This is a genomic window from Bradyrhizobium sp. 170 (genome assembly GCF_023101085.1).
Taxonomy (GTDB): domain Bacteria; phylum Pseudomonadota; class Alphaproteobacteria; order Rhizobiales; family Xanthobacteraceae; genus Bradyrhizobium.
This window is the reverse complement of the sequence record NZ_CP064703.1, coordinates 2,152,009-2,166,602: the sequence shown is the minus strand read 5'-3', so window position 1 is coordinate 2,166,602 and position 14,594 is coordinate 2,152,009. Positions and strand designations below refer to the sequence as shown.

Genomic DNA, 14,594 nt, shown 5'->3' with positions numbered 1-14,594 from the left:
TTAGTGCATTCATCGTTGGAGGATGGCAATAACATTAAATGCCCCCAGATCCCCTTCATGCGACGGTTCCTAGTCATAATTTACTCCGCGCTTGCCGAGCGCGACGACGGCCTCTCTACGCGTGACGATCTGCCTGGCTTTCCTTTAGCGATTCACGTCTATCCGGACGACGACCATGGCCGCCGTGCTGGTAAAGTCGACCTCTCCGCCTCCGGCGCGCTGTTGACGCGACTGAAGTTCTGTATCGCCTTCGAGACGAGCTGCTGACGGGTGAGAAGAAAATTTTGCGGCTGCGTATGCAGCAGCAATAGCATGTCATGCCTTTTCGCGTGCTTAAAGGATCCATCCAGCATTTTCTTGTATAGTGAGAGGCTATCCCATCTCATGAGATCGCCGCGCGACTTCACGCGGAAGATCGCTTCCGCGGCAATTCTCCCTGAGATCATTGAAACATTCCCGCCTTGGTGATCGATGGTGTCGTTGGGCTGGGCGGCATCCCCGACAACCACCCAGCCCTTGCCATAGAGCCTAGGTATGGTGTTGTAGCCGCCTTTGGAAATGAGGTGTGCGGAGTATTCTCTAATATTCGAGCCGTCGATTAGCGGTACGATCGACGGGTGACGCTTGAAACGGTCGAGTAGCTCGTAGGCTGTTTCTCCCGTGCGCTGGAACTCGGAGACTAAGCAGCCGATCCCGAGGGAGATGCTCTCTCTATTCGCGTAGATGAAACCTACGACCGTCATGCCGCGCGAGATGTTGCCGACGGCCTCGATCACAACGCCTTTGTCGCCCTTGAGATTGAGACGGGCTTCGATGGCCTCGCGCGGCAAACAGTGCATTTCTTTTACTGTCAGCGCAACCTGATCGGGCTTCGGCCTTTCGCGCAAGCCCGCACGCGTGCCGAGCAAGCCATTAACGCCCTCGGCGAGCACCACCACATCGGCGTAAATTATGCCAACCTGGCGGTCGGTACGCACACCAATGACACGGCCACGGCGGTTCTGTGACAGCTCCGTAACGTTGGTTTGGCACAGGACGGTGGCACCCGCCTCCCTTACCTTGGAGGAGAACCATTTGTCGAACGGGGCGCGGATAATGGTGTAGCGGTTGGAAGGCCCGTAGCTGAAATCGTCAAAGCGATAGCGCAGCCCCATGCGGGAGCAGTCATCCAGCATCCAGAACCGCTGCTCGGTTACATGACGCTCGAGCGGTGCATCCTTGCGGAAGTCCGGGATCAGCTCGGCCAGCATGTCGGCATTCAGGATTTCACTCTGCACATTCTTAGATCCGGAGTATTCGCCGCGCTCGAGCTGCAGCACCTTCAAGCCGCGCTTGGCCATGGTCAGCGCCGCAGCGTTGCCGGCCATTCCGGCGCCGACTACGATTGCATCGAACCTATCGTCGATCATGGGCGTTCTCCTTCGTTCAGTTGCGCCGTTTGGAATTCCTGCCTTCTTCCGAGCCGGTCGCGAATGCGGCGATGGCCGCGCACGCAATGCGGCTGTGAGCGACGGCCATAAACTGGCTCGCGTCGCTGGCGCTACCGATGCGTGAAGAAAGATCGGCGTGTTGTTGCCGATGATCAGGTCGGTGCCTTCGACGCCGACACGATGCTGGGTGCGCCGGAAAAAACCGGGAGGCGATATACAGACTCGGCTTGCCGTCTTGCCGGCTTGCCCTATTTGCCCGTCGTACGTGAGACGGCCCTTCTGTACCGACGGACGCGAGCGCCATATTCGGCAAGCGCTGCGCCGAGCTGGCGATTGTCCGGGGTACCCTAACCCCAAACCGCGGGGAACTAAGACGCCGGCATAGGCGAGATTGGATTCAGCGGATTCGCGGCCAGGTATAAACGATAGCATTTTGGCGACGAGGCCGGCTTTGAGCAGATCCACGGAATAGATGATAACAGTGCCAAGATCGCGCGTGACGCGCTCGGGCATTGCCATCACGCGCGGGCGTACGGTGGCCATTTGCGGTCCTATTCATTTTGTAGATCGTGCACGGCAGCGAGGTGCTGCCGGCAAGCAACGTGGCCGTCACGGAGCCGGTCAGATCGCAGCCGAACGTCGTCCGGGATGGCAGGATTGTCGGCCTGTGGGAGTTGACGGCGTCGATCAGCGCCTTCGTGTAGAACTCCTTGCGATGCTCCTGCTGCACATTATAGACCAAGTCGGCATACACCATGTCGGCGCCGTAAGAGGATGCGCGCGCGGCATTGCGCATCGCCTCGCGCTCGAGGCGGAGCGCGACGGCTGCGACATCGACCTTCAGCTTTCCCGCAAGTTTGCGGTCGGCTCCCATCAGCTCCCAGGATATGGGATGCACGTCGCCGCGCCCCTGCTCAATGCCTACCCAGAAATGGTTGTCGGCCTTGAAATGCTCCGCGTTCTTCTTGACGGCAGCGCGCCCTTCCCTAATCGACGCGGCAGCTTTTATTGCAGTGCTCATCGCTAAAACTGCTTCAGATCAGGGATCGCCGGTCAGGGCTGCAAGGTCGGCTTCAAGCCTCGGCTGGTACTTGAACATGGCGTCAATTAATGCTTCCGCCGGTTGCTCGGCAGGCTCCACCAATACGGCCTTCTCAGCGCGCGCAGTTGGCGCGAAGACCCGCTTGACGACCGTTGGCGAGCCCTTGAGACCACATTTTGAGATGTCTTCGACATCTGCGTGCTGCGCGCTCCATTTCACGATCTGGGCCCGGGCGGCACGCAATGCATCCGCCATGGCGCCGCGGCGGATCTGGTTGGTCGCCTCCAGCATGGTAATAAGACACGGCAGTCTCGTACGCAGCACCTGGACGCCGCCTTCTGAGCGCCGTTCCGCTTCAATCGTGCGTGCGGCGAGATCGAGGGCTCTGATCTTGGCGACGTAGGTGAGCTGTAGCACACGAAGCCGCTTCGCGATGCCGGGCCCAACCTGCGCGGTGTCGCCATCGATGGTCTGCTTGCCCGTAAAGATGAGGTCGGGCTGGCCGTATTCCTTGCCGATTTTGCGGATGGCAGTCGCCAGTGCGTAAGTCGTCGCCAATGTGTCGGCGCCCGCGAAGCAGCGGTCGGTGAGCAGTACGGCGCGATCGGCGCCAAAGGTCAGTGCCTTACGTAAGGATTCCTCGGCCGACGGCGGCCCCATTGTAAGGACGGTGATCTCGCCACCAAATTTATCGCGCAGCTCGAGCGCGGCTTCCAATGCAAACAGATCGTAAGGATTGATGATGGTCGGCACCCCCTGGCGCATGATCGTGTTGGTGACGGGGTGCACACGGATCTGCGCGGAGTCAGGGACCTGCTTGATGCAGACGACATTGTGCATGTGCTTCTCCAGGCGTTACGTGGGCCTGTGAACGAACAGCAAGCCTCGTACCATTGCAGCGATTTCGAAAACGGACAGCAACACAAGGGCTTGTGCGAGGCTCATGACAATGTCGGCAACGTTCCCCAGCGCCAGAATTGCGACATTCGTCGTGAATGCGACAGCTACCGCCATTGATTAACAAGAGCGCGGCCGACCCGGGATGCGCTTCCCCTCAATGCATTAGTAGATCCGCTCCCGTAGCGGAGCTGCATAGCTCACGAGCGACTGTGACCGCCTGAGCCGATTCGTACTCCATGATACTTCGAATCACAGGAGCAAATCGCCCTCTGCGTCTCACTGAGGTGAACGCATCTTTTGAGATTCGGCTCTGCATGAGCTCACGCTAGCAAACTCAAATCTCGTATGCATAGCGGACGTCGTTCAGATCACGAGGCGGCTTGTTTGACGCGCTCAGGCGAACCGCGCTATTAGAAACGCTTGATCTCGATACCGTATTTCCTCAGCGCGTATCCGATTTGACGCGGCGTCACTCCAAGCAGGCGCGCCGCCTTTGCCTGCACCCAGCCTGACCTCTCCATAGCCGCGATAACGCGCTCGCGATCGACCATGTTCGCACCGCTGACGAGAGGTGCGCCGGCAGGCGCCAGCGGAGCCTGCTCGCTGCCGCCGGGCGAGACCGCAAACGCCGCCGATGGAGCAGCCTGGAATGTGGCCGGTTTCGCGGGCACTGGTACAATTGGGCCCGGCTGCAGCGCTATCTCATCCGATGCGCTCTTCCACAGAATCGCGGAAAGGCACTGACCGTGGCAACAGGCAAAGTCGTCTCTGACAATCGATGGTCCATGGGCGAGCGTCGCTGTCCGCTGCACGCAGTTTTCGAGCTCGCGGACATTGCCAGGAAAACCGCAGTTCATCAGCACTCCAATCGCACTCGCATCGAATGTCAACGTACGGCCGTTTTCGCTGTTGAAATTCTTAAGAAACTGAGCAGCGAGGAGCGGAATATCACTGCGCCTTTCGCGCAGCGGCGGCAGCAGCAAGGGGACCACACTAATGCGATAGTAAAGGTCGGTTCGGAACTCGTTCCTTGCCACCGCCTCTTCTAGGTTCTTATTCGTCGCGGCGATCACGCGAACATCGACCTTAATGGTCTGATTACCGCCGACGCGCTCAAATTCCTGCTCCTGCAGCACGCGCAGCAGCTTTGCCTGGAACGAGGCCGAGATCTCCCCAATCTCGTCTAGAAACAGGGTCCCCTTGTCGGCGAGCTCGAATCGACCTTTACGTGTATTGAACGCGCCGGTGAAGGCGCCCTTCTCATGGCCGAACAATTCGGATTCGAGGACCGTCTCAGTGAGTGCCGCGCAATTGAGCTTTATGAACGGCCGCTTAGCGCGGGCCGATCGCTCGTGAATGGCCTTAGCGACCAGCTCCTTCCCTGTACCGGATTCGCCGCGCAACAGAACGGTGCTATTCGACTTAGCTACAACAGCGATCTTCTCCAGCATCGCGCGCAGCGCCGGACTGTCGCCAATGATCCCCTCGACACTAACCTTCTTCCCCTCCCGCACCGGGTGCTTTAGCTCGGACAACTGCTTCTGCAGCCGGTCCTTCTCCGCCATAAGTCGCTCGCGATCGCACCCGAACAGTCGATGCAGCTTTACCGTCTGACCGACCAGGTCGGCGATCATGGTAAGCAGCATGACGTCGTAATCGAGCCGGATACCTGACCTGCTGTCCAAAAGGCGGTCGATGGTCAGCGCACCTACGACTTTCGCATCGATGCGAATAGGAACCCCGATGAATGAAACCGGAATGTCGTCGGAGGCCCCAAGCACATCCAGGTCGGAAGCACTAAAGGCAGAATGCAGCGTGACGTTCTCGGCGACGAGCGGCCCCTCCGTCGCCGCGATCAGGTCGATTGCCTTCTGCGGCGGTCGCATCCGGTCGCGCTCGTCGCTGCGTTCGCTCAATCCGGCGCCAACGGTTATGTCCGCTACGCCATCATCGTCGAAAAGCGAGATGATGCTGTGCCGTACCTGCACAAGCGATTGTAGAAGATCTACGACATTGGCCAATGTGACTTCGAGGCGGCAGGGAGCAGTCAGAAGCTTCGCAATTTCGAAGATGCCGGCGAGCGCGTTCTCATGCGACGGCGCAATTGTAACCTCGAGGTCCGTTTCTGACCTTGAGTTAGGCCTTTCGCGTACAGAAGCGATATGCAGCATGACCGTGTCTCCGTTGTTCTGGCCGTCCTCCCTGTCACCTTGTTCGGATTTGCGGGTACTGTGTTGCAATGCCATCCTCGATCTCGGGCCAACTTTCACGGATGACGGCAAGAGATAACGCATTTTCATGGCACGACAGTAAACAAGGCAGTAAAATTATAGTGCCTCGATTTTGCTGCTTACTTTTCGCGACATCGACGCGCGAGTTTTCTCGGCGAACGCGAGTTCGATTGAGGTAACTCAAATCAGCTGCGAATTGACTATTCCGGGTGCGTACGATCACAGGTGTTGGCCACCGTTGATCGGAACCTCGGTGCCGGTGACATAACTCGCCGCATCCGAGCATAGGAAAAAGACGACCCGCGCGACCTCTTCTGGCGTGCCCACACGGCGCAGCGGTATGTTTGGCACGAGCCGGGCTTCCGTGTCAGGTGACAGAATGTCCGTCTTGATTTCGCCGGGCGCAATCGCATTGACGCGAATGCCATGCGGCGCATAGTCGTGCGCCATTTCGCGCGTTAGGCAGGCGAGCGCAGCTTTCGACGTCGCATAAGCACTGCCGGCAAACGGGTGCACCCGCGAACCCGCAATTGAGGTCACGTTGACAACTGATCCCGACGCAGTTTTCAGCTCGCGAAAAAGGCCTTGCGCGAGCAGAATCGGCGCCACGAGATTGAGGTGGAACACGCTCATCCAGGTGTCGACTGACGTCGACAACGACGTCAGTCGCGTGCCGCTCGAGGTCTTCGGTGAAATGCCGGCATTGTTGATCAATGCGTGCAACGGCGCGCCCGCAAGGCGCTTCTTGATCTCGGCGATGGCACCAGGCAACATCCGATGGTTGCTGAGATCGACCTGGATATGATCGTCTGCACCTGACTTCCAAGGGCATAGCCCGCCATCGAAGGCCTGGCGCGCGCAAGAAATGACGCGCCAACCCGCTTGCGAAAATAGCTTTCCGGTGGCGTGGCCGATGCCACGCGATGCCCCGGTCAACAGCACAGTCTTCTGCTCTCCCTGCGGGATGGGGCCCCTATCGGTCTGAAATGGACAGCGCACATCCGTCGCCGACGATGGATCGGCAACGGCATCGTCATTTCTCCGGTCGGAACTCAAACACGCCTCCGATTCTGTCCTTGCCCGTGAGCGACCGTGCAGGATTTGGGCCAGTTGCGATGCAGACGAACCTCTGTAGTTCTGCGGCCGAGTGTCGTGTTCGCGACAGTTTGGATCGTTCCAGACATAGGCCCGTTTGGCTTCGGACAGCAGCAATGCGCTGCGCGCACCAAGCCGAATGCGAGTGCCCGCAAACACGTCGGTGCGTGGCGCGGTGCATAGGCCCGGCGCATCCTCAAAGCGGGTACCGTGCGGCATTGGCGATGGTCGCTAGTTGCCCGCTGCTGATGCAGCCAGGTGGGGTCCGCAACCTAAGTTGGGTCGATACACAACAGCTATCGATCTCACTTAATTCGACCCTTTATGTGCGACGGATGACGTGTGGTTGCTTGACACTCCGCGCGTCCTGAGACCCAGGATAAGGTCGATATTCATTTCCAATTCATCCTCTCCCGATCGACTGGGTCCGCTTATCCCATGAAGCGAGCAGATGAACTAAGACGAACGCCTTCCCATATCAAGGCTAGGAAGTGGGAAAGTACGACACGTCGCGATTCTTACTGTCGCCCGGCAGTCGCTGGGGATTGTAATCTAACGTGGCTCACGCTTTACGTGAGGTTCGCATGCGAAGTGGCACCATTGTCGGCGGACGCTCTGCACCTTTTGGTCAACGATGCCAGCTTCTCCGGCTGAATGATGAGGCGACCAGAAGCTGAAAACAATGGATTTCTCAGACGCCCCCGCCCTCACGATCACAAGCATGCTGGTCTGCGAAGGAGTCCGCCCCCGCGGAGTGCGCCCCCCGGGCACTCGTCGATGCTCCCCCTGTTGTCGAACGCTAATCCTTGCAGAGGAAACAACATCGTCGACAGGACCGAGGGGCTATAGGGGCAATGCTAAGGGGCGATATGATCCACGACAATGCTGGTTATGATCTGCACCCAACCGAGATAACAGCGGACGATTTTTCATTCCAGATCAAACGACTGAAATCATTCAAGTCGAACCCAATGACTCGGGGCACGAAAAGGCTCGCATAGCGCGTGAAGGCGCTAGTCGGCGGAAAACGGATCACGGTATCGCAACGCCCAAGAAGATACATATCGATGAGAGCGGAAACACCGCGATCGGCCCCGAGGGCTGCACTATGTAATGGCCCAGTCTGATGCGCCTGGAAACGTTTTTCGATAGTAAATAGATCGGGAAACACACCCGACACCCGATCAAGGACCTGCGCACTGTCCGTGCACAAGAACACCCTTATAGGTCTTTGATGCGGTAACCCTTTGGCCTTACGAATCGCAGTGCATACCTGCCCGTAAGGGGAGCTCTGGATCGGCCCAGTACGGCGCGTGCTCCATAACATCTTCGCCGTTGCCGTGTCGAATATGAACCCCGACAACGGTGTAGTCCTTGAAGTGTTCCTGATAGATCGCATCAATTCGAGCGTGGATTTCAGATCGCGGTGTGATGCTCTGAAATATATGTCGTTCCACATCCTCATCGCAACGCGACATCAGACAAGCATCACACACCACGGTGTTAGCTTCACTATGCTGTAGGGTTTCGAATAGATGGCTGAGCTCGTCACGTTCTCGGAAGATTTGTTCATCTGGCCGGTAAACGCTGTCGATCGATGGCCTATTCCACCAGTCGGGGAAAAACGGACCCGGGAATGAGAACTGATTAATCTGGTCATCGCAGATGACGCGTACGCCAGCGATGTCTTGAATTGGTTCGAAAAAGACTGGAAAGGCGTTGGTGAAGGGTTCGTCCAAATAACAGGAGCCACGCCAATCGATGGCTAGGGTCCGCCCCGTCCGCTGCGCATAACGCCAAGCTGCCGCGAGCGACCACAGACAATCGCCAAAACCAGTACGTCGTCGAGAAACCACGAACCGATCGTTCATCGAGCCTCCAACGAGCATTTGCGTCGGCCCGCTGCAGGATACCGCATGGATATGAACATTATTGAAGATCTCCTATTCTGGCCGCTGTTATGCTTCGTCTGGCATTTGATCGCGGTCTCGATGCACCCGAGCGGCATATGGTGGATGTACTCGAACGAGGCGCAGCTCCCACAACTCCCGAAGTTCCTTGACGAGAACCTCACGCCTAGCCTGATCGAACGTAGTTTTCTCGAGGAGATCCCCGAGCAGGGCTTCGCCCTCGATCCCCATCAGCAGATCGAACAAATCATGGGAAATACGCACAGCGCCACGGCTGGACGAGCTCACACGGATGCCGCACAAAGTCTCCTGGCGATCTCGGGCTGTGTAAGCGCGGACGCGATGAAGGGATGCATAAGCCGGCAACGAAACCGCGAGTGAGCTCCAGTCCTTTAACGTTGTCGCCCGTTTTTTGACGAGGAAGGGCCCGACCACAAGTCCATCTAGCTCTGTGGTCAGAAATGTGGCAATGGCGTCTGCAACCGAATCCACGATTGGCTCGGCATTGTTGTTAAAGGACGTATTGAGCAGAACCGGAATTCCTGTCCGCTTCTTAAACTCACTGATAAGCTCCCAGTAGGCCGGATTCGCTTTGCGCGACACTGTTTGCAGCCGCGCCGTACCGTCAACATGCGTGATGGCGCTGAGCAAGTCACGCTTGGCGCGGTGCACGCGAACGACGAAGTTCATAAAGGGCAATTCGTGCGTGCCATCAGGCAGGTCGAAAAATTCGCGCGCATCCTCCTCAAGCACTGATGGCGCGAACGGTCGATAGCCCTCGCGCTTTTTGACCATCGCGTTGATCCGGTCCTTGTTTGCGGCAGGCCGAGGATCGGCAAGAATGCTGCGGTTGCCAAGTGCACGTGGCCCGAACTCCGAACGACCCTGCACCCAGCCGATCACCGCTCCATTAGCCATCCAGTCGGCTGCACTCCGTGCCACGTTATCACTACGTTCAACGTCGAGGTGGCCGGCCCATGAATTTAGCTCCTGCTCCACGGTGCGGTCGCTCCCGAGATCAGGACCCCAATAGACTTCCTGCAGTCGCTCGCGCGGCGCCGGTTGGCCGAACTCGTTAGAAATCATTAGTGCAGCGCCTAACGCGCAGCCAGCATCGTGAGACGCGGGTTGCACAAAGATGTCTTCGAAGAGCCCGGAATACAGCAGCTTACCATTCAAGCTGCAGTTGTGGGCTACCCCTCCAGCTAGGCATAACCGCTTCATACCGGTGGCCCCGCGGTGATGCCTGAGGATATGAAACACGATCCGCTCCAGCGCTTCCTGCAATGAAGCACTTACGTCTCGATGCTGCTGCGTGAATGGCATTCCCTTTCGTCGAACCTCGATGTTGCGGAGCAACGTCGGACCGATGCGGTCCAGGTGGACCCGGTAACGTCCATTGTCGGAGAGTTCGTAGAACTGCTTGAAAAGCTCGCGGTGGGGCGCGGGATCCCCGTAAGGTGCAAGCCCCATGACCTTGTATTCGTCGAATAATCCATAGCCGAGATACCGGATCGTCTCGAGATAAAATAGCCCCAGAGAATTGCTCTCCGGGAACGTTTCGACTTGCGTAGCTTCGGTTCCAGAACCTCGTGCCAAGAGCCCAGAGAGGAAATCACCACCGCCATCAATCGCGAAAATCAAGCTTTGGTCGAATCCCGACATCGCAAACGCGCTGACGGCATGCGCCATATGGTGGCTTACGAATGAGACACGCGAAGCATCGACCTCAGTGCCGAACTCCTGCTCCAGCATTTTCCGCAGCAACAGTTTGGCATCCAATGGAATGGAGACGTCTGGGTTGGAAATGACCAGACGTTCGAGCATGGCATTCGAATAGGCCTCGGTAGCGTAGAACGCGATACGATCGATATCACTGAGCTGAACTCCCGCAGCCGAAAGGCAGTATTGAATCGAACTACTCGGGAATTTGTTAGAGTGCTTGATCCGATTGAGGCGCTCTTCTTCGACCGCCGCAATAACGCGTCCGTTCCGGACGAGCACTGCCGCGCCATCGTGCAGAAATGTATTCCCAAGCTCGAGTGGGTTTTCATATACTTTATCCAACCCGCCGCTCAGTCCCAGACACAGCATCTTGCTCTCCATTCCTCGTGACAGGAGGCCCTATTGGCCTGATTTCAGCATCGTTCCACTAAGCTGCACTGTCGCTCGCGGCTGCGAACGCCATTCAGACATCACCAGCATCCAAGGATTCTTACGTGGTGCCCGGCTTACTCAACGATATGAGCTCAGCCATTGTGGCGCCCGCGTTCCATACTGCTGACAAATTCACTGGATCGCCTTCGCTCACAGGTTGACATCCATGCGCGCGATTTCGCGCTTCAGTTGCGGCACAGAGGCCGCGCCCACTGGGGTGCTTGCAGCAGAGGGCAGGCAGTCGACAAAGATAGCGCGCTGAGCACCAGTCATGTCGTCCTTCCAAAACGGCACCGTACATGTGACTGCCGTATGCTGCGCCGTCTCGAGCTGTCGCGGCACAATTGGCGGTACAACATCGTGTGTCTCCATCGCTTCTGCGGAACGTCGCATTAACGCATGAGGCGCCGGCGAAACAGCGCCGTCGACAGGAAAAACGGTATCACCGCGTATATGCAAAGCGCACTGATACGGAAGGCTGCACTGCCAGCCGGGCGCCTCAGCATCGCGGGCCGGATGAGGTCGACCGAATGTGCCAGCGGCAGTACGCCCGCCACGCTTTGAAAGATGCTGGGCAGCTGGGCTACCGGAACGACTGCGCCGCAGAGGAAGATCATCGGCGTGATGAAGAGCGTCTGGTAAAAGACGAAATACTCGTAACTGGGCGCAAGCGATATGACGACCATCGCAAGGCTCGCGAAGACGAGACCAGTGAGAGCGATTGCTGGCAGCACATAAAGAATTGACGGCCATTCGGCATAGCCCAATGTGGCGGCAACAATCGCGATTACAGTTCCGGCCAGAACGGCCTTTGTCGCTGCCCACGCCAGTTCACCGAGGACGATGTCGCCTAGCGTGAGCTGCGTGTACAAAATTGCTTCCCAAGTTCGCTTGGCATCCATGCGGGCGAACGTCGCGTACATCGCTTCGAAGCTCGCGGAGATCATCGCACTCGTCGCCACCATGCCAGCCGCTACAAACGCGATGTATGAAGCGCCGTCAACGCGCCCCACAATATTTCCGAGGCCAAAGTCGAGACCAAAGAGATTTGTCATGGGATCGACGAGCTTCCCCAGAAGCGATGCAAGCGCGACCTTCCTTCATGCCAGAAAATTCCGACGCCATACCGAGACCCAGTTATATGCGTTCGCAGGCATGGCCGCCATGTAGCCTTCACCCACGATTCATTTCTCCATCTCGCGCCCGGTTAGCCGCAAAAAGACATCCTCTAGATTCGGAGGACGCTGCAGAATGCGTAGACCCGCGCGCCCGCGCAGCCGCACGCGGACCTGCTCCGGATCTGGCGCATAGCAAAAGAGCGTCTCGTCACTGACTTCGATGCGGCGCGCGTAAGGTTTGATCAGCGCCAACAACTCATGCGGATTGCCGCCATAGATCTCGATAACGTCGCATCCGATCTGCTCATCGATCAGCGTATGAGGCTTGCCTGCCTTCGGAGATCTTGCGACCATTCTCGAGCACACACAGCCGATCGCACAACCGCTCGGCCTCTTCCATAAAGTGAGTGGTCAAAAGAATCGTCTTGCCGCGGGCCAGAAGTAATCGCAGGCGTTCCCAGATGGCGTCCATGCGGATCGAGGCCAGTGGTCGGCTCGTCCATTATCAGCAAATGCGGGTCGTTGATCAGCGCACGCGCCAGCGTCAACCGCCGCTTCATGCCGCCGGATAGGCCGGCGACGCGCGCATCCGTCTTGCTTTCGAGGCGGGCGAACTCAAGCAGTGACGGCACGATCGCTTCGATTTCGCGTGCGCTCATTCTGAAGTAGCGCCCAAATACGAGCAGGTTCTCGCGTACGGTGAACTCGAGTTCAAGGTCGTCGAACTGCGGCACCACGCCGATACGCACGCGTGCCAAGGTTGCGGGTACGGGGACCGGCTCGCCGAGCACTGTGATTTTGCCCGCATCAGGCCGTACCATGCCGAGGACCATACGCGCGATCGTGCTCTTGCCCGCGCCGTTCGGCCCCAGCAGGCCGAAGCACTCTCCCGGCGCAACGGCGAACGACAGCCCGTTGACGGCAATCTTGTCGCCATTATGACTTCCCTACGGCCGGTAAAGTCGATTGCTGCGGTGGACATACGTTGATCCTAGACTGAAAGAAGTCGTTCGGCCGGCGATCGCTCACTTACAACGGTTTTGGTCCACAGCAGGCCGTCGCACCAGACGTGTTCAACGCCTCCCCACTGGTAGGCCGCTGCGGCATCCGGAAAAAACCCGCGTCCATGGTGGTTGGCACTCGTATTGCAAAGTAGCGGAATGCCGGTGAGTTTTTCATATTCGACGAGAAGCTCGGCCACTTTGTGCTGAGAGGTTCTTGGAATGGTCTGCAATCGCGCAGATCCGTCGAGGTGTAGAACAGCAGGAATTTTGTCCCACCATTCTGCCCGTATCTGGTGATCGAAAAGCATGTAAGGATCAGGCGTTCCGGGGCTGAAAATTTCCGGCGCACGGTCCTCCAGGCATATCGGCGCCACTGGCCGGAAGACCTCACGAAGCTTGATGTCGTTGAGATGGTCCTTCATTCCCGCCGATGTCGCGGCTGCGAGAATGCTTCTGCCGCCCAATGCCCGTGGTCCAAGTTCGGCGCGGCCGGCCAGGAACACCACGGGCTTTTTGCTCGCGAGGATGGTAGCGAGTTCACGCATACTGCATGGCGCAGCGTCCCATTCGGACGAGGCGTTGCTGCTGGGTGCCAGAGCCGGGCCGCTGTAAACCGACCATTGCAGCGCAACGAAGCCTTTCTCCGCCGCCATTGCGGAGCAAGCGGCACCGATTGCCGAGCCGCTGTCGTTCGGAAAGGGCGGCACCCAGACATCATCGAACAGTCCGGTAGCACGAAGTGCACTATTCCATTTGATATTGAGACCGCAACCACCGGCTATGCATAAATTGCGCGGTCCCGGACGTGAATGTCGCTGCAAAGCAACAGCAATTTCCCGGACGAGGAGACGCTCGAGGAAACTATGAAACGATGCAAGTACATCTTCGGGCAGCTTGGCTTTCAACCGAAGCGCGCTCGCGTCGAAAAAGTCGTGCATAGCCTCAAGTGAGGACTCCGCGCTGTTGATCTCGGCACGGTAGCGTCGAGCATGCTCCGTGTCGGCCGCAAAGCGCTCCTCGTAGAGCTCCTTAAACAACGCAACGGTGTCTTCATCAACAGACCCGAGCGCGATGTAGGCCATCAGCTTGCCGGCAACACCTAGGTCCCAGCTGGTACGGCTCGCCCGTTTATAAGGTCCGAAGTGATGGCCCGCGACAGCATAAGCATGGCCTATGATCGGAAACAAGCATTCGAGGAAGCGCGCGCCGCCGGGTTCTACGTAGTAGAGACGTGGAAGGATGGACCCATCCCATACCAGGCAGAAGGCGGGTTGTCCGGTTTTGGCAAAAGGACTCGTGCAGTATGCGGAGGCCACATGGCCTGTGACGTGCGGATAGCTTCTATAAGGGAAGACCCTGCCGTCAAGCATCAGGCTAGAACCGTCGCGCGAAGTGAGAAGGCCTTCGGCATGGCGCTCAACATACGGCGCCCCTTTGAGAGTGATAGGTGTCGCCCCACTGAGGACCTGGAATTGCGACTCGACCTCCCCGTCCCAGCCGTCGATGACGAACTGATCTACATCCTGCGGATCCAGACCATGCTCGGCCAAAGCGACAACAACCGCATCAAGATTGTCGATGGATTGATACCGCGGATTATTGTCACGTTTCTCCTGCTCGACGCAAAAGACCAGCCGCCCGTCCTCCACAAGAGCGATAGCCCCGTCATGCGTCAGCTTGATGCCGCAGATGCGCATAGTGCCTCCC

At 58.0% G+C, this 14,594-nt stretch carries 6 protein-coding genes and 5 pseudogenes; all 11 read right to left on the bottom strand.

What is annotated here, in order from left to right:
• Positions 1–185: 185 nt before the first annotated feature.
• Positions 186–1,409, bottom strand: a pseudogene (locus IVB05_RS10180) (FAD-dependent oxidoreductase); the annotation flags it as partial.
• 57 nt (positions 1,410–1,466) lie between these two features.
• Positions 1,467–2,451: pseudogene (locus tag IVB05_RS10175) on the bottom strand (electron transfer flavoprotein subunit alpha); the annotation flags it as partial.
• Positions 2,452–2,469: 18 nt separating this feature from the next.
• Positions 2,470–3,312, bottom strand: a complete 843-nt coding sequence (locus IVB05_RS10170; protein WP_247520607.1) for an electron transfer flavoprotein subunit beta/FixA family protein — start codon at positions 3,310–3,312, stop codon at positions 2,470–2,472.
• Between the two features lie 470 nt (positions 3,313–3,782).
• The gene (gene nifA, locus IVB05_RS10165; protein ID WP_247786647.1) at positions 3,783–5,543 is read right to left on the bottom strand and encodes a nif-specific transcriptional activator NifA; all 1,761 of its coding nucleotides are present in this window, start codon (positions 5,541–5,543) and stop codon (positions 3,783–3,785) included.
• A 279-nt stretch (positions 5,544–5,822) separates the two neighbouring features.
• Positions 5,823–6,602 (bottom strand): SDR family oxidoreductase, encoded by a 780-nt coding sequence (locus IVB05_RS10160; protein ID WP_247786646.1) that lies wholly within the window; start codon positions 6,600–6,602, stop codon positions 5,823–5,825.
• Between the two features lie 985 nt (positions 6,603–7,587).
• Positions 7,588–8,587, bottom strand: a pseudogene (locus IVB05_RS10155) (nodulation protein NodZ).
• Between the two features lie 69 nt (positions 8,588–8,656).
• Positions 8,657–10,702 (bottom strand): carbamoyltransferase, encoded by a 2,046-nt coding sequence (locus IVB05_RS10150; protein WP_247786645.1) that lies wholly within the window; start codon positions 10,700–10,702, stop codon positions 8,657–8,659.
• A 213-nt stretch (positions 10,703–10,915) separates the two neighbouring features.
• On the bottom strand, positions 10,916–11,038 hold the full coding sequence (locus IVB05_RS43495; RefSeq protein ID WP_256473229.1) for a hypothetical protein: 123 nt from the start codon (positions 11,036–11,038) through the stop codon (positions 10,916–10,918).
• A 119-nt stretch (positions 11,039–11,157) separates the two neighbouring features.
• Positions 11,158–11,946 (bottom strand): annotated as a pseudogene (locus IVB05_RS10145) (ABC transporter permease).
• A gap of 3 nt (positions 11,947–11,949) precedes the next feature.
• A pseudogene (gene nodI / locus IVB05_RS10140) lies at positions 11,950–12,865 on the bottom strand (nodulation factor ABC transporter ATP-binding protein NodI).
• 9 nt (positions 12,866–12,874) lie between these two features.
• Complete coding sequence (gene nodU / locus IVB05_RS10135) at positions 12,875–14,584, bottom strand: nodulation protein NodU (protein ID WP_247784037.1); 1,710 nt, start codon at positions 14,582–14,584, stop codon at positions 12,875–12,877.
• Between the last annotated feature and the right edge of the window lie 10 nt (positions 14,585–14,594).